The organism is Mesorhizobium sp. WSM4807, assembly GCF_055811615.1.
Genome location: NZ_JBVVQY010000008.1, coordinates 230769 through 246548, shown reverse-complemented (window position 1 = coordinate 246548; position 15780 = coordinate 230769). Strand labels below are relative to the sequence as shown.

General features: G+C 60.8%; 14 protein-coding genes and 1 pseudogene. 8 read left to right on the top strand and 7 right to left on the bottom strand.

From position 1 onward, the window contains the following. Positions 1-28: 28 nt before the first annotated feature. Positions 29-838: a DeoR/GlpR family DNA-binding transcription regulator gene (locus AC0L3N_RS13580; RefSeq protein WP_123146601.1), complete on the bottom strand. Its 810-nt coding sequence runs from the start codon at positions 836-838 to the stop codon at positions 29-31. A 192-nt stretch (positions 839-1030) separates the two neighbouring features. On the opposite strand from AC0L3N_RS13580, the gene AC0L3N_RS13575 reads away from it, so the two are divergent. The 4 genes from AC0L3N_RS13575 (at position 1031) to AC0L3N_RS13560 (ending at position 7955) form a co-directional block, all read left to right on the top strand. After that, positions 1031-3133, top strand: a complete 2103-nt coding sequence (locus AC0L3N_RS13575) for a bifunctional rhamnulose-1-phosphate aldolase/short-chain dehydrogenase (RefSeq protein ID WP_473548042.1) — start codon at positions 1031-1033, stop codon at positions 3131-3133. A 168-nt stretch (positions 3134-3301) separates the two neighbouring features. Further along, complete coding sequence (rhaI, locus tag AC0L3N_RS13570; RefSeq protein ID WP_473548040.1) at positions 3302-4594, top strand: L-rhamnose catabolism isomerase; 1293 nt, start codon at positions 3302-3304, stop codon at positions 4592-4594. A gap of 489 nt (positions 4595-5083) precedes the next feature. Further along, positions 5084-6817 (top strand): gamma-glutamyltransferase, encoded by a 1734-nt coding sequence (ggt, locus tag AC0L3N_RS13565; RefSeq protein ID WP_473548038.1) that lies wholly within the window; start codon positions 5084-5086, stop codon positions 6815-6817. A 415-nt stretch (positions 6818-7232) separates the two neighbouring features. Further along, positions 7233-7955: a phytochelatin synthase family protein gene (locus AC0L3N_RS13560; protein WP_473548036.1), complete on the top strand. Its 723-nt coding sequence runs from the start codon at positions 7233-7235 to the stop codon at positions 7953-7955. 69 nt (positions 7956-8024) lie between these two features. Here AC0L3N_RS13560 and AC0L3N_RS13555 read toward each other — a convergent pair whose 3' ends face one another. Beyond that, positions 8025-8558 (bottom strand): recombinase family protein, encoded by a 534-nt coding sequence (locus AC0L3N_RS13555; RefSeq protein WP_473548082.1) that lies wholly within the window; start codon positions 8556-8558, stop codon positions 8025-8027. A gap of 14 nt (positions 8559-8572) precedes the next feature. Between AC0L3N_RS13555 and AC0L3N_RS13550 the strand changes: the two are divergent. Then, positions 8573-9223 (top strand): annotated as a pseudogene (locus AC0L3N_RS13550) (gamma-glutamyltransferase); the annotation flags it as partial. 144 nt (positions 9224-9367) lie between these two features. On the opposite strand, the gene AC0L3N_RS13545 reads toward AC0L3N_RS13550, so the two are convergent. Then, a complete protein-coding gene (locus AC0L3N_RS13545) occupies positions 9368-9712 on the bottom strand; it encodes a hypothetical protein (protein WP_036267505.1) in 345 nt (114 codons plus the stop codon). Here AC0L3N_RS13545 and AC0L3N_RS13540 point away from each other — a divergent pair. Further along, on the top strand, positions 9689-9910 hold the full coding sequence (locus tag AC0L3N_RS13540) for a hypothetical protein (RefSeq protein ID WP_473548035.1): 222 nt from the start codon (positions 9689-9691) through the stop codon (positions 9908-9910). The two genes, AC0L3N_RS13545 and AC0L3N_RS13540, sit on opposite strands and share 24 nt — an antisense overlap. Before the next feature lie 511 nt (positions 9911-10421). On the opposite strand, the gene AC0L3N_RS13535 is transcribed toward AC0L3N_RS13540, so the two are convergent. The 4 genes from AC0L3N_RS13535 to AC0L3N_RS13520 all read right to left on the bottom strand — a co-directional run bounded on the left by AC0L3N_RS13535 (position 10422) and on the right by AC0L3N_RS13520 (position 13874). Next, positions 10422-10862, bottom strand: coding sequence for a hypothetical protein (locus AC0L3N_RS13535; RefSeq protein WP_473548034.1), 441 nt, complete (start codon positions 10860-10862; stop codon positions 10422-10424). A 157-nt stretch (positions 10863-11019) separates the two neighbouring features. Continuing rightward, positions 11020-11316 (bottom strand): hypothetical protein, encoded by a 297-nt coding sequence (locus AC0L3N_RS13530; protein WP_287307752.1) that lies wholly within the window; start codon positions 11314-11316, stop codon positions 11020-11022. 753 nt (positions 11317-12069) lie between these two features. Continuing rightward, positions 12070-12891 (bottom strand): hypothetical protein, encoded by an 822-nt coding sequence (locus tag AC0L3N_RS13525; RefSeq protein ID WP_473548033.1) that lies wholly within the window; start codon positions 12889-12891, stop codon positions 12070-12072. 452 nt (positions 12892-13343) lie between these two features. Next, positions 13344-13874, bottom strand: a complete 531-nt coding sequence (locus tag AC0L3N_RS13520; RefSeq protein ID WP_133254699.1) for a class I SAM-dependent methyltransferase — start codon at positions 13872-13874, stop codon at positions 13344-13346. 733 nt (positions 13875-14607) lie between these two features. Here AC0L3N_RS13520 and AC0L3N_RS13515 point away from each other — a divergent pair. Beyond that, a complete protein-coding gene (locus AC0L3N_RS13515; protein ID WP_473548032.1) occupies positions 14608-15252 on the top strand; it encodes a patatin-like phospholipase domain-containing protein in 645 nt (214 codons plus the stop codon). A 152-nt stretch (positions 15253-15404) separates the two neighbouring features. Next, positions 15405-15689: a hypothetical protein gene (locus AC0L3N_RS13510; RefSeq protein ID WP_473548031.1), complete on the top strand. Its 285-nt coding sequence runs from the start codon at positions 15405-15407 to the stop codon at positions 15687-15689. The last annotated feature ends 91 nt before the right edge of the window (positions 15690-15780 follow it).

The following is a 15780-nucleotide window of genomic DNA, read 5'->3' as shown; positions in this document are numbered from 1 at the left end:
TTGCATTCCATCGCCGCTGCGGGTCGTCTCAGGCCTGCAGCGAAGATTCTTCCTTATTGCCTAGCGTTGTGCGGGCGACGACCAGCGTCACACCGGCGGCCTCCAACATCTTGGCCTCGCGATCCTCGATGCCGTCGTCGGTGATGACGGTGGCGATGCGCGACAGGCCGCAAAGGATCAGGCTCGAGCGTTTGCGGAATTTCGACGAATCGACCAGCACCACCAGTTCGTCGGCCTGATCGATCAGTTTCTGCTCGGCCTGGATCAGCAGCGGATCGCCTTCCATCAGGCCGAGCGGCCCGAGCCCTTGCGCGCCCATGAACATGCGGCGCGCATAGAAATTACGCGTCACGTCATTGTCGAATGGCGACAGGATGATGTTCTGCTCGCGGTAGATGGTGCCGCCCGACAGCATCACCGTATTCTTGGAGTGCTTGAGCAGGTGCTCGGCGATCGGAAAGGAATTGGTGAAGATCGGCATGCGGCGGCCGGTCAGGAAATGCACCATCTGGAAGGTGGTGGTGCCGCCATTGATGATGATCGGCTCGCCGTCCTTGCACAGTTCCACGGCGTCCCGCGCGATCGCCCGCTTCTGCGACGCGTTGATCGTCTCGTTGACGGAAAAGGGCCGGCCGGCAAGACCGATGAATTGCGGTGGGGTGATCGCTTCGGCGCCGCCACGCACGCGGCGCAGGCGCTTTTGCACATGCAATGCGGCGATGTCGCGCCGGATCGTCGCCTCGGACGAGTCTGTCAGGTCGACCATCTCCTGCACCGTCACCACAGGCTTTTCCTGGACGGCGGACAAAATGATCCTGTGGCGCTCTTTCTCGTGCATGGTTCCTCCCTGCCAGCACATCTAGGCACTCAAAACGCGCAGTGTCAATCATTTCCGATCAGATAAATCCATTGTGCAGTGCAATATGATCGATGTTGATCGTTTGTGATTGACAACGCCGCCGCTTGCGTAGAAATTCGGACCAAAGGGCTCGCGCCTTTTTGCGCGTCTCACGTCACGGGAGGATTACCTATGCTCGACAAGCGCTCCGGCACGCGCCTCGCCAACCTCTGGGATGAGGCGAAAGCCCTGGGGATGAGCGAGCCGGAACGTCTCGTCTATCGCTCGAATGTTCTCGGCTCCGACAAGCGCGTCACCAACTATGGCGGCGGCAACACCTCTTCCAAGATCTGGCAAAGGGATCCGCTCACCGGCGAGAGCGTGGAAGTGCTGTGGGTCAAGGGCTCGGGCGGCGACAGCGCCTCGATCAAGCTCGACGGCTTCGCCACGCTCTACATGGACAAGCTGCGCGCGCTGAAGGGTCTCTATCGCGGCCTCGAGCATGAAGACGAGATGGTCGGCTATCTGCCCCACTGCACCTTTAATCTTAACCCACGCGCGGCCTCGATCGACACGCCGCTGCACGCCTTCGTGCCGAAGCCCTATGTCGACCATATGCATCCCGACGCGATCATTGCGATCGCCGCCGCCAGGGATTCGAAGGCGCTGACCAAGGAGATCTTCGGCGAGACGATCGGCTGGCTGCCATGGAAGCGTCCGGGCTTCGAACTCGGCTTGTGGCTGGAAAAATTCTGCGTTGAAAACCCTGAGGCCAAGGGCGTCGTGCTGGCAAGCCATGGACTGTTCACCTGGGGCGAGACGCCTCGGGAATGCTACGAGACGACGATCTCGGTGATCAACCAGGCGATCGAATGGTTCGAGCGCAAGTCTGAAGGCAAGCCGATCTTCGGTGGCGAAGTCGTCAAATCGCTCGACGCGCCGGCGCGTCGCGCCGTGGCCGCAAGGCTGATGCCGAGGATCCGCGGCCTGATTTCGGAGAAGAGCCACAAGCCTGGCCATTTCGACGATTCGCCCGCCGTGCTCGAATTCGTCAATTCGAAGGATTTGCGCCCGCTGGCGGCACTCGGCACATCCTGCCCGGACCATTTCCTGCGCACCAAGATCCGGCCGCTGGTCATCGAATTCGATCCCAACAATCCCGATGTCGATGCCGTCATCGCCCGTCTCGCCGACGATGTGGCGGAGTATCGCGTTGGCTATCAGGCCTATTACAACAGGTGCAAGCACGTGGATTCGCCGCCCGTGCGTGATCCGAACGCCGTGGTCTATCTGATGCCTGGCGTCGGCATGTTCACCTTCGCCGGCGACAAGGCGACGGCGCGCATCTCGGGCGAGTTCTACGTCAATGCCATCAATGTCATGCGCGGCGCCTCGACGGTGTCGACCTATGTCGGACTGCCCGAGCAGGAAGCCTTCGACATCGAGTACTGGCTGCTCGAAGAGGCAAAGCTGCAGCGCCTGCCGAAACCGAAGGCTCTTGCCGGCCAGATCGCGCTGGTCACCGGTGGCGCCGGCGGCATCGGCCGGGCGACGGCCAACCGGCTGCTGCGCGAAGGCGCCTGCGTCGTGCTGGCCGATATCGACGAAACCGCCCTTGCCAGCGCCAATGACGAGTTGGCCAAAGCCTATGGCAAGGATTTCGTGCGACCGGTGGTGATCAACGTCACGTCAGAGGACCAGGTCATCTCCGGCTTCGCCGAGACGGCGGTCGAGTTCGGCGGCATCGATATTCTGGTGTCGAATGCCGGCCTGGCAACCTCGGCGCCGATCGAGGAGACGACGCTGGCGCTGTGGAACAAGAACATGGACATCTTGTCGACAGGCTATTTCCTGGTTTCGCGGGAAGCATTCCGGTTGTTCCGGGCGCAGAATATCGGCGGCAACGTCGTCTTCGTCGCCTCCAAGAACGGGCTTGCCGCCTCGCCCAACGCCGCCGCCTATTGCACGGCCAAGGCCGCCGAGATCCATCTGGCGCGCTGCCTGGCGCTGGAGGGCGCGGAAGCACAGATCAGGGTCAATGTCGTCAATCCCGACGCCGTGCTGCGCGGCTCGAAGATCTGGACCGGCGAGTGGAAGGAACAGCGCGCCGCCGCCTACAAGATGTCGACCGACGATCTGGAGGAGCATTACCGCTCGCGCTCGATGCTGAAGCGTTCGGTGTTCCCCGAAGACATCGCCGAGGCGATCTATTTCTTCGCCTCCGACATGTCGGCCAAGTCGACCGGCAACATCGTCAATGTCGACGCCGGCAACGCGCAGAGTTTTACGCGATAATAGTTTGAAGGCGGCGCTGCCCCTCACCCTTACCCTCTCCCCGTAAGGACGGGGAGAGGGGGTCGCCAACGCCGGAGCACTTCCCTTCTCCCCGTCTCTATACGGGGAGAAGGTGCCGGCAGGCGGATGAGGGGCAGCGCCAACCGAACGCATTTGGGAGGAAACGCAGTGTCCGAAACCATCATCTCCGCCGACATAGTCGACAAGGACAATGCCGCGCGCACGGCCGACCTCGAGCGCGATTACGACACGCTCGGCGAACGCCTCGACCGTCGCGGCATCGCCATCGACGCTATCAGAGACAAAGTCGAAAAATTCGCCGTGGCGATCCCGTCCTGGGGCGTCGGCACCGGCGGCACCCGCTTTGCCCGCTTTCCCGGCGCCGGCGAGCCGCGCGATATTTTCGACAAGATCGAGGACTGCGCCGTGATCCGGCAGTTGACGCAGGCGACGCCGACAGTCTCGCTGCACATTCCGTGGGACAAGGCCGACCCGAACCGGCTGAAACAGGCGGCATCCCGCTACGGCCTCGGCTTCGACGCCATGAATTCGAACACGTTTTCCGACGCCAGGGACCAAAAACTTTCCTACAAATTCGGCTCGCTGTCGCATGCCGATGCCGCAACGCGCCGGCAGGCGGTCGAGCACAATCTCGAATGCATCGAGATCGGCAAGACGCTGGGCTCGAAGGCGCTGACGGTGTGGATCGGCGACGGCTCGAATTTTCCCGGCCAGGTCAATTTCGCCAAGGCGTTCGAGCGTTATCTCGACGCGATGAAGGAGATCTACGCCGGACTGCCGGACGACTGGAAGCTGTTCACCGAGCACAAGATGTACGAGCCGGCCTTCTATTCGACGGTCGTGCAGGATTGGGGCACCAACTACATCATCGCCAAAGAGCTCGGCGACAAGGCGTTCTGCCTGGTCGACCTCGGCCATCACGCGCCCAACGTCAACATCGAGATGATCGTGTCGCGGCTGATCCAGTTCAAGAAGCTCGGCGGCTTCCATTTCAACGATTCGAAATATGGCGACGACGATCTCGACGCCGGCTCGATCGATCCCTACCGACTGTTCCTCGTCTTCAACGAACTGGTCGATGCCGAGCTTTCCGGTGCCGAAGGTTTTGATCCGGCTCACATGCTCGACCAGAGCCACAACGTCACCGATCCGATCGAAAGCCTGATGCTGTCGGCGGTCGAGGTCCAGCGCGCCTATGCGCAGGCGCTGCTGGTCGATCGCAAGGCACTGGAAGCCTATCAGGACGCCAATGACGCGCTGATGGCGACGCAGACGCTGAAAACCGCCTATCGCACCGATGTCGAGCCAATCCTCGCCATGGCGCGGCTGAACACGGGCGGCGCCATCGATCCGGTCGCCGCCTACCGCGCCGCCGCCTATCGGGCCAAGGTCGCGGCGGAACGGCCGCCGGTTGCGGGTGGCAGCGGCGGGATTGTTTGATACCGGCCTGAAACGAAAAAACCCGCCTGAGGCGGGTCGCGGCGCAAATCAGCACTATCTTTAAATCACTAGCATAATTGCCGGCACAAAGCAAGAACAAGCTTTGCTTGCCTTCAGCCTTGAGGTTGTCGAAAGCCGAAGCGACATCCGATCTCCCCCCTTGCGGGGGAGATGTCCGGCAGGACAGAGGGGGTGGGAAGGATCGCCGCTTCATCCAGCTTGGGTTCCTCGCCCCCACGAAAGTGGGGGCGAGGTGGCTCGGCGAAGCCGAGACGGAGAGGGGGACCGCGCTCTACGATGCCCCCTCTCCGGCCGCTGCGCGGCGGACACGCCAACGTCACCGCTGAATGCCACGCCATTTTTGCAGAACTTGACGCACACAACTTCGCCGACGGCGCATGACAGCATCCCGAATCTTTCCCTCACAGCCATGGACTCGCCCGCTCCGACAGGGTCTTCTAGGCGCATCCAATGCCTCGGAGAACGGCCATGCACCGCCGCACCCTAATCGCGATCAGTCTTTCCCTCACCTTGACCTTTGCGCCGCTGGCAGCCGCATTCGCCGCCTCGCCGCAGCCGGCGAAGGGCGAGCACGGCATGGTGGTGACCGCCCAGCATCTGGCGTCGGAAGTCGGCGTCGAGGTGCTGAAGAAGGGCGGCAATGCCGTCGATGCGGCGGTCGCCGTCGGCTATGCACTGGCTGTGGTCTACCCGAACGCCGGCAATATCGGCGGTGGCGGCTTCATGACCATCCGCTTCAAGGACGGCCGCTCGACTTTCCTCGATTTCCGCGAGCGCGCGCCGCTCGCCTCGACGAAAACCATGTATCTCGACAAGGATGGCAAGCCGGTGAAAGGCGCCAGCCTCGACGGCTATCTCGCGGTCGGCGTGCCGGGCTCGGTGGCCGGCTTCGAGACGGCGAGGGAAAAATACGGCACGCTGACGCGGCAGGACTTGATGGCGCCGGCAATCCGCTATGCCAAGGACGGCTTCGTGCTGGAGCAGGGCGATGTCGCCTCGCTCGAAGGCGGCGCCGCGCGGCTCGCCAAGGACCCGGCCGCGGCCGCCATCTTCCTGAAGCCTGACGGCGAGCCTTATGCGGTCGGCGAGCGCCTTGTCCAGGCCGATCTCGCCGCCTCGCTCTCGGCCATTTCGGAGCGAGGTCGCGACGCCTTCTACAAAGGACCGATCGCCGACGGCATCGTCAAGGCGAGCGCGGAGAAGGGCGGCATTCTGACCAAGGCCGATTTCGAGACCTACGCGGTTCGCGAGCTCGAGCCGGTGACCTGCAACTACCGCGGCTATGAGATCACCTCCTCGCCGCCGCCGAGCTCGGGCGGCGTCATCATCTGCGAGATTCTCAACGTGCTGGAATTCTACCCGCTGTCCTATCTCGGCGCGGGTTCTGCCCAGACGGTCCAGATCATGGTCGAGGCGATGCGCCACGCCTATGTCGATCGCAACTTGGCGCTCGGCGATCCCGACTTCGTCGACAACCCGGTCGAAAAGCTGCTCGACAAAAATTATGCGAAGGAAATCCGCGAAAAGATCGATCCGTTCCGGGCCGGCGTCTCGCAGGAATTGATGCGGAAGGGTTTTGGCGAGAGCCAGGAGACGACGCATTATTCGATCATCGACAATGACGGCAACGCCGTCGCGGTGACCTACACGCTGAACGGTTCGTTCGGCGCCGGCGTCGTCGCCGACGGCACCGGCATCCTGCTCAACAACGAGATGGACGATTTCACCCAGAAACCGGGCGTGCCCAATCTCTACGGCCTCGTCCAGGGCGAGGCGAATGCCATCGTGCCGAAAAAGACGCCGCTGTCGTCGATGAGCCCGACCATCGTCGCCAGGGACGGCAAGCCGTTCATGGTCATAGGCAGCCCCGGCGGCTCGCGCATCATCACCATCACGCTGGAGGCGATCGTCAACGTCGTCGACCACGGCATGAACATCCAGGAGGCGATCGACGCGCCGCGCATCCACCACCAATGGCTGCCCGACACGGTCTATATCGAGCCGTTCGGCCTGTCGCCGGACACCGAAAAACTGCTTGCCAGCATGGGCTACCACCTCGATCTCGCCGACGCGAGCTGGGGTGAGGCGGCCGGCATTCTGGTCGGCGGAAAGAGCCTGGCGGAAATCGAGAAGGGCGGCGGCGGCCGCTACAACGGCGCCATCGACAGCCGCGCCGCTTCCGGCGAGGCCATCGGATATTAGGTTATTCTCTTGAGTTAAGTGACCAGCGCAATGGTCGACGCGATCCCCCCGCTTCGCGGCGGGCGAGGAACCCAGGCCTTGAGAGGTCGAGGGACAGCACCCTGCCAGCCAATTTCCCCCGCGGGGAAATTGGCAGCTTCGCGGAAGGTGCAAGCGGTGTCCAGTTCTCCGGCTCTAGCCTTCGAGGCGAGGAAAAATGCCGCCGCAATGACGACCAGGAGGCCCGTTCCCGATAATGAAGGATCCGCCTGTAAACCGTGCCAGCTTCCGTTGTCGGAGAAACGCCGCAAACCACCTGGGTCGCTCACATCAGGGGTCACAGATGGCTCTCGTTGCGCCGAAGCTCCTCTGGACAGTTGCGAAACGTAGGAGCAAGTTTGTCAAGCCGAAGGGTGATCAGCCAAGGAGCGCGACGATGTTCATGAAGCATGTCATTCGACTCGCACTGTTTGCCACGTTATTGGCCTCGATGGAGGCCAGAGCCGAGACGTTGCCACTGCCGGCAAATCTCATCGGGGCGGCTTCCGATGCCGGTGAAACGCTCCTGATCGAGGCCGATGCCCGGGAAGCCTATTTTCCGCTGGCCATAAATTTCGTCACCCAGAAGAACCAAGCTTTTTGTGGGGTGGCCAGCAGTGTCATGGTTCTGAATGCCATTGGCGTTCCAGCCCCACCAGTGCCCGAGTACGACCCCTACAGCACCTTCACTCAGGACAATCTTCTGGATGCCCGCAGCGAGCGGGTCATTCCGGCTGAGACAATCAAAAAGCAGGGCATGACCTTAGATGAATTGGGTGGCCTTCTTGCCTTGCAGCCCGTGCAGGTTCAAGTGCGACATGCTGCTGACAGCAGCCTGGACACCTTCCGCAAGGAAGCCCGAGGCTATCTCGCGACCAAAAAGCAGTTTGTCATCGTCAATTACTTGCGCAAAGCCATGGGCCAGGAAAAAGGCGGCCACATCTCGCCCTTGGCCGCCTATGATGCCGAGACCGACCGTTTCCTCATCCTCGACGTTGCCCGCTACAAATATCCCCCCGTCTGGGTGACGACAGCCGACCTATTTAACGCGATGAACACGCAAGACTCGGACAATGCCAACCGTACGCGGGGTTATGTTCTGATTGCTGCCAAGCCCTGATGTTGGCTAGCCCGGGTTGCAAATCGATTCTATGAGGGGTCGGAATAAGAACTGTTCCCCCCAGACACGCTAAGGTCGAACGGATCGTGAGCTTTCGTCACGAATGCGCATGATCGTCTGCCGGCTGGTCGCAAACTTTCTGGCTGCGGCCGAAACACTCATTCCCGTCGCCAGATCGTCGCGCACGTCCTGCTTCTGCTTTTCGCTGAGGGTCGAGGGGCGACCGAGAGCCTTGCCTTCCGACTTGGCGCGTTTGAGGCCGGACTGGGTGCGTTCGATCAGCAAATCCCGCTCGAACTGTGCGACAGCATTGAGCACGTTCATGGTCATCGTCCCGGCCGAGCTGGTAAGGTCGACGCCGCCAAGAGCGAGGCAATGAACGCGCTCGCCCATTTCGGCCAGCGTCCGGACCGTGGAACTGACGTCGATGGCGTCGCGGCCGAGACGATCAAGCTTGGTCACGATCAGTATGTCCCCTGATTCCAGCCGATCGATAAGCCGCGTGAAGCCCTGCCGTTGCGCAATGGCCGTGCTTCCGGAAACCGTCTCGGTGATGATGCGGCGCGGCTCGACGTGGAAGCCTGCGGCTTCGATTTCCTGAATCTGGTTCTCGGTGGTCTGCCCGGTTGATGCCGAAGGGCTTTGGCGAGAGCCAGGAGACGACGCATTATTCGATCGTCGACAATGACGGCAACGCCGTCGCGGTGACCTACACGCTGAACGGCTCGTTCGGCGCCGGCGTCGTCGCCGTCGGCACCGGCATCCTGCTCAACAACGAGATGGACGATTTCACCCAGAAGCCGGGCGTGCCCAATCTCTACGGCCTCGTCCAGGGCGAGGCGAATGCGATCGCGCCGAGGAAGACGCCGCTGTCGTCGATGAGCCCGACCATCGTCGCCAAAGACGGTAAGCCGTTCATGGTCATCGGCAGTCCCGGCGGCTCGCGCATCATCACCATCACGCTGGAAGCGATCGTCAACGTCGTCGATCACGGCATGAACATCCAGGAGGCGATCGACGCGCCGCGCATCCATCACCAATGGCTGCCCGACACGGTCTATATCGAACCGTTCGGCCTGTCGCCCGATACCAAAAAACTGCTTGCCGGCATCGGCTATCGCCTCGACGTGACCGATGCGACCTGGGGTCAGGCGGCCGGCATCCTGGTCGGCGGCAAGAGCCTGGCCGAGATCGAAAAGGGCGGCGGCGCCCGCTACAACGGCGCCATCGACAGCCGCGCCGCATCCGGCGAGGCGATCGGATATTAGAATTCGAGCGCCCGGACGGCCGCGAAGCGACCAGACTGCGTGGTTTCCGAGAACCGGAACAGAGCCTACTTTCGGTACGTGAGTACCGGAAGCGCAAGGGACCACCATTCGCAGGCCGGCATCACCTGAATATCGGCAGACCCGTCAGATGACCAGCGTGATGGTGGACGCAATCAGCATCACCGCCGCGATGCCGACGAACAACGCATAAATACGCGGCCGATCGAGCAGAAGCGCATTTCCCGATATCCACGCCGCGGTGGCGCCGCCAAGCGCGTACAGGAAGCCGTTACGGTGCCCCAAGGCCAGGGTTGCGGCCATCAAGCCGCCAATGATGAGAGCGCCGAACACGATGATCACGGCGACCGCGTATTTCTCGAAATCGTTACTGGCCACCCCCGGACCCATCACGTTCAACGTCGTCAGGTCGTCCGGGTCGAAGGGGTTGGCCGACCCATATTCGTCTTGACCGACAGGCTCGCGCATCATTCATTCTCCTTGAAGCGGCAACAAATCATCAAGCCTCGCCGAGCGCAACCGGGTCGCGCCGCGCTCAATGCGATCGGCACGGTCTTCAACACTTTCTGGCCGCGGCTTGCTACCGGTTTTTTTGGATTTATGTCGGGTGGTGCTGCCGTTCCAGGCGATCTGTCGGACTGGAATGCCAGTTGGGGCATTTCGACCTGAAAGTCACGCCGCTCTCGAGGCGCATTCGAATCGCTGCCCCTGGCTATCGGCCTGACGATCGCCCGCGAGTTTCCCGCTCGCAGGGCGTGCTTGACGATACCGATGGCGAAGATTGGGTCGGAGGCAAAGATCGGCCGGCGCCACTTTGGGGGGCGTTGGGGTAGATTGCCTGATGGGCGCCGGCCAGGCGGAAATCAGGTCCGCCGCAAGGAAATATAACAGGAATTGCGCGGTATGGCAGTGGTGTGATCGCGGAGGATGGTTCGCGCTTCCCGGTGCGGTGACCCATTATGGGCCAGTCGTCTGGCACGTGAATTGCACGGCAAGCAATGCCGGGCAACAGCCCGGAAATCGTCCCCAAATATGGGGCCGCCGCTTCGCAAATGGAGCGGCGGGCTTTTTTGGCTGGCGCATCGGAGCGGCGATACGATTGGATTCACCCATCGGCGCGCCGATATGAGCGCGGCGCCACCGGAACTCGACGGCAGGTTTCGCAGCACGCCGAGATTTCTTAGGCGGAGCGAGCCGGCGGCAGTTCGAACAGGTTGGCGCCGTTCTCCTGGCCTCGCTCGACATAGCCGATTATCCGGAACCATTTTGCGACGTCCGGTCTGTGGAGCCAGCTGCGCGAGTGAATGGGAAGGTTGCCGGCGAGCGCCTGGATATGGCGAATGTGCCGCTTGCAGAAGCGAACGGTCGCGGCGCTGAAGAAATCCTCCTGCGCGGCGAACAGCGTATCAGCAGCGTCGCTATTCTCGTGCCACGCGATGAGCGCTACCGTTTTTTCGCCCTGCACGAGCGCATGAGCACGGCCTTCTTTCAAGTTCATCATCAGATTGTCGTAGGCGATCTTGCTGTCCTTGCCGGCCGCGACGTACTCGTCCGATATCCGCTTGGACAGATCACTGAAAACATTTTCCAGATCTCCAACCGTTGCTGCGCGTGCTCTCATTTCGCCTCCTCGAGCCCCAGCAGGCAGTTTGCCCTAAGGATAGGGGATCACCAAGCAAATCAAATCCGTCATCCGCCCAATGCGAGCAAAGTCGTTTCGCCGGGCGAGGCCGCCATTCTCTACTATGGACCAAGTCCGGCGCGCGCTTTCCTTATGCCTACGGGTAGACCTCAAAGTGCTCAAGAGAGGACGACTCAATTAACGCCTTTTCATCGCCCATATAGATCGATTGATTCCAGCTTGGTCCAACGGCCGCCTCTATGGCCTCGACGCTCTCCCAGACCATGCACATGCAAAAGGTTCGGCTCCCGCTCTCAACCATCGGTTTGCCCGGATAGAATGCTACCAATCCGGCTTGCTTCTTCAGCCAGGGTATCGAAAGCCTTTCGACGCGATCCTGCCAGAGGTGTTCCTTGCCGGCGAAAACCGTGCCCCTGTAAATTCGGATGATCATTGCTAAGCCTTCCTGCTCAGCCTGACGCCAGCCCCGCCGCCATCGCACATGGCACCAAGCCATCGAGACGCAGCTTAAACGACCTCCTGGAGCGTTCTATGTCGCTCCATCACGGCACTGGATCTCATGGAGGTCGACTGCGACCTAGAAGACAGCGCTGACGACGAGCATTCGTTAGGCTGGCCGGATCGCGGTCCAGGCAGTGCGATGACCGCGAACTTGACAACTGCGACGACGAGGACAGCCACGACGCAGAGCCGTCCGAAGGAAACGGTTATGTGGACCGAGAACCCCGATGCGCCGCAGGAAGGTCAGCGCTGGCACGGCCACTTCTGATCAAAACTGCAAATTTGCAGGATTGCCCGCTGCCTCACGCGATTTTCTCGACGTGCCGGTTTATGTCGCCGATCGGACCGCTCTGAAGGCGATCGACCCGGCCAAGGACACTGCGGCCTTTCTGAAAGAGCCGGGCCGAGAGGGAATGCTCAAATGGATGGCTGGCGCAGCGCCGTTCTCCGATCCGGCGAGGCCAATTTCGCTACTGGCAACGCCGCCGGACTGCAGCACGTCGGCCGATGACGCCAATAGCCCTCGGTGCGTGGTGACGCCGACCCTAGGGCAGGTGACGCCCACAGGAACCTTTTGGCGCTGGCGGGACAGCGCGCCCCTCTTCCGTCGTGCCGTCAAAAAAAGCCGCCGGGCGAAACCCGGCGGCTTGATCGTTCGACTGGGCCGTTTCAGCCGCGATCGGCTTTACGGCGCCGGAGCCAGCTTGGCGGCCATCTGGTCGATCTTGTCGGCAAGCACACCCTTGGCCCAGTCCGTGACCTCGGCGTCGACGGGCTTGTTGGCCATGTCGGCCAGTGCCGCGTCGAGCGATGCATCGTCGGTGCCGACAGCGGCCTGGTCGGCAGCCGTCTGGGCTGCGGCAGCCGCTGCTTCGGCATCCGAGACCGTGGTTTCCTGGGCCGCGACCTGCGCTTCCAGATCCGCGATCTGTCCCGGCAGGGCCGCCTGTTCCTCGGGCGTCATGGCTGCAATCTGGTCAGGCGTAAGCCCGTTCAGCGTGTCGAGCTGCGCGTTCAGGGCATCCAATTGGGCCTGAGCGTCGACCGCCGCCGCGGCCGCCTTGTCAGCCGCGGCCTGTGCGTTCTGGGCGTTCGCGGACGCCAACGCAAAGGCCTGTACGGCAGCGAACCTCTTGCTCTTGGAGTTCATATAGGCGTTGACGTTGCGCTGCAGCGAGTTCAACCGGCCGAGCTTGGCATGGATATTCTTTTCCTTGGACATAGGGGCGGTCTGCTCAGTGTCGTCAACGCTTGCAACAGTCTCCGTTTCGGCCTTGGCCACCTGCCCCTTGGCTGACGCCGACTTGCCATGCGAACCGCTATTGCCGGAATTGCCGCCAGCATTGCCGTTGCCGCCGCCGCCGTTACCGTTGCCGCCACCATGGCCGTTGCCGCCACCATGGCCGTTACCGCCACCATGGCCGTTACCGCCTCCACCGGCCAGCGCCGGAGATGCCAGAAGCGCGAACACGGCAAACGCGGCGAAAAGAGTCTTTCGGGATGTCATAATTCCTCCTTTTGAATCGCACCTCCGCATATAACTGCCAAATATAACGAAGAGCTAATTTATATCTGAGAAACTTTATGCAAATGCGAAAGTCCGGCGGGTTGCGACGCCGACCTGCACCGAGGCCCTCGAAATTCCCCCGGGCAGAACTGTCTCAATCAAAGCCAAAAAGACTCTAACCGTTCGTTTCTGCTAAATTCCGGACGGAAGACCGTTCTTGGAATTGCGCTAGAGCGGATGCAGGATATCGGCGCCCGCCTGTTCGTCGAACAGAACCGCGCAGCCGCGCTTGAGTGCCACCGCTGAAAGGGCGTTCGCCATCGCATCATCCGGCGACACAAAATCCACCGGTCAGCACCCTCAGCTCTTCCACCGCCCTGACTATCGAGCGGCGACCGTCCTCTCACAACGTCTGGTCCGTAGGTCGCGCAGGCAATCGCCATCCGCCCGGCCTAGTGGCGATGATACGCCAGAACTGTACTGCCGCGTGGCGATTTGTGGCGATCAGATAAGGTGAACCCAGCACCCTCGATCAAAGACTGAAGCCGGATGTCGTCTTCGTCGGGGACTCGCGCCACAATCGTCTGTGCGCGGTTGATGATGTCGGTGAAGATGCGATCGGCCTCCTCCTGACCCAACCCCCTGCGGACATGCTGGTACACAGCGAGAAGAAGCACGATATCGTAACTGTCATTTAGAACAGATTGAAGCTTTCGGCTGCCTAGGTTCATGGCGTCAAATCGACTTTCTACGTTCGATCCTAGAAAGATGGAACGCGCCACGCGGGTGTGTGGCTTCAGAATGTCAATGCCGTGGATGTAGGCCGGTCTGCGTTTGGCGATTTCATAAGCGACGATGCCCATATTGCAGCCAACATCAAGGATCGTCTTACCGGAGTAGTTTACCCCGCATGAAAATAATCCATCGAGCCGATCGTCCCACGTTCCTGCGCTATATTTCTTGTGCGATTTCCAAAAAGGCACGACTATCCTTCCGTGTCCTGGACCAAAGTCGAATTTTATCTGCGCCCGTTAGCATTTTCCGGCAAAGTCCAACGAAACGTCTGTCGGACGGTTAAGCAATTGCCATGGAAAATGGTGCCCAGAGGCGGAATCCAAGCGATGGAAAAACTCGCTCTGTTTCAGATGGATAGGACTCACGCCATAGCGAGACTAGCCAACAAAAATACCAACAAAATATTTCTGTGGATTGGTTCGGTTCCCAGATATCGCTCTATTCTCTCAATGCCATTGCGTCCCAACCTTATATCAAATGGCCATTGCTGTCGCTACTCGAGTTTGGTCAGATAAGCCCTCTCGATCGCATTCCATGGTGCGTGAGCAAATCGCAGGTCCGCTGCCTCCGATTTCCCGACCTCTGATCGCTCACCAATTGAAGATGGCGAAGAGAGCATCTTTCGATTTCAGGCGTGCACCGTTGTTACACAATTTGTTACACGGCTATAACGACGAAACAAGCTTTCGGCTTCTGAGCTCGCCGCCCGATCGATCCGACCTGATGGAACCGCCGGCAGGTAGACACTCCTGCATGTGTACGTTGGGCTTGGTCCAGAAGCTCACGTAACGCAGATACGGGGCAGGTGAGGGATTGCTTCGGATGCGAAATATCCCCCAAGGAACGCCTTTGACCTCTGACCAATAACGACTCTATGGAACGATGCCCGCTTTGCGCCGATTGAGGTCGTTGGATGCCTCTGTGCTGAAACTTGGAAGCGGCTATTCGTTGCCGCATGCGGCCGCTTCCAATTCTGTAGCGGATAGCTGCTCTACCTGGCAGAAGGTACATGTGGACAGCGAAGGCGCTGCCGTGTTTGTCGGCATTTTTCGGACGGGTAGGGAGCTTCTTGCAACGCAAACTGCACTCAGCCGCTTGGAGATGCCGAGCATCGGCAGCATCGATACGCTGGTGGTCCCGGGGACCCACACGGCGCCAGTGCTACTGAAAGGCACGATACAAATCGCTTGGGCGGACCAAGCTTTTGCATCGGTCGTCGCAGAGAGCCAGCGCCTTAGAGACCTGTTGGCGAAGCTTGCCCGTACCCGGGTGCGCTATTGTGTGTTCGGTGGATGGCTACGCGACACCTTTGCCTCCCGCGCGTTCGGCGCACCTCGGCAACTGCCCGACCGCCCGGTCCCTTTCAAGGATTTGGCGCTGCCGCTCTATATTGTTGCAACGGATATCGCGCAGAAGCAGCCCAAGCTGTGGAGCTGCGGTGCGACGCCCGATGAATCCGTTGCACTCGCAGTGCAATCCTCCTGCGCGATCCCGGTATACTTCCAGCCGGTGACCGTGGGCTCTTCCGTCCTGGTCCGACGGCGGCGCGGTCAGCAATCTTCCTAAGTTTGTGTTTCCCGCCGGCAAAGGCCATCCGGGCCGCTTTTCGGAGAAGACGTTAGCCTTCCGACTCAAATCTAAGGCATCGCCGCGACCGAGTCAGTTCGAAAACGCGAAAGAGTATGCGCTCAATGTCGTCGAGACGTTGGTCGCACCGCGTGGCAAAGCTGTTCGAGGGTTTTGACGAACGCCTGTATGCCTACGTTCATGCTTTTGCCGAAGCTCGCTCGACCATCTGGATTTCTGACGCTTCGACCTATTGGTTATGGTTTATCTTCCCCGTGCTGGCTTCGGCGATCCGGCGCGGCGTCCAAGTGCGCATGGCGGGCGGGGTCGCCACTGCCAACCGGGCACAAGTGGAGGCTAAGCGCCGTGCTCTACTCCAATCCATGGGATCTGAGGTCATCAGCTCTGAGCGTGGCATGGTCGGCGAGGATTTTTAATACGAGACCGAGATCGTCCGAATCTACACAGCCGAAGATGATCTCCCATCATCAATAGCCTAGGCGCGCGGCTTGCCGAACAGATAGGCGC

Excerpts from the sequence above, each read along its gene's own strand:
- AC0L3N_RS13580 (WP_123146601.1), bottom strand. The coding sequence starts at position 838 with ATGCACGAGAAAGAGCGCCACAGGATCATTTTGTCCGCCGTCCAGGAA.
- AC0L3N_RS13575 (WP_473548042.1), top strand. The coding sequence starts at position 1,031 with ATGCTCGACAAGCGCTCCGGCACGCGCCTCGCCAACCTCTGGGATGAG.
- ggt (WP_473548038.1), top strand. The coding sequence starts at position 5,084 with ATGCACCGCCGCACCCTAATCGCGATCAGTCTTTCCCTCACCTTGACC.
- AC0L3N_RS13560 (WP_473548036.1), top strand. The coding sequence starts at position 7,233 with ATGTTCATGAAGCATGTCATTCGACTCGCACTGTTTGCCACGTTATTG.
- AC0L3N_RS13545 (WP_036267505.1), bottom strand. The coding sequence starts at position 9,712 with ATGATGCGCGAGCCTGTCGGTCAAGACGAATATGGGTCGGCCAACCCC.
- AC0L3N_RS13535 (WP_473548034.1), bottom strand. The coding sequence starts at position 10,862 with ATGAGAGCACGCGCAGCAACGGTTGGAGATCTGGAAAATGTTTTCAGT.
- AC0L3N_RS13530 (WP_287307752.1), bottom strand. The coding sequence starts at position 11,316 with ATGATCATCCGAATTTACAGGGGCACGGTTTTCGCCGGCAAGGAACAC.
- AC0L3N_RS13525 (WP_473548033.1), bottom strand. The coding sequence starts at position 12,891 with ATGACATCCCGAAAGACTCTTTTCGCCGCGTTTGCCGTGTTCGCGCTT.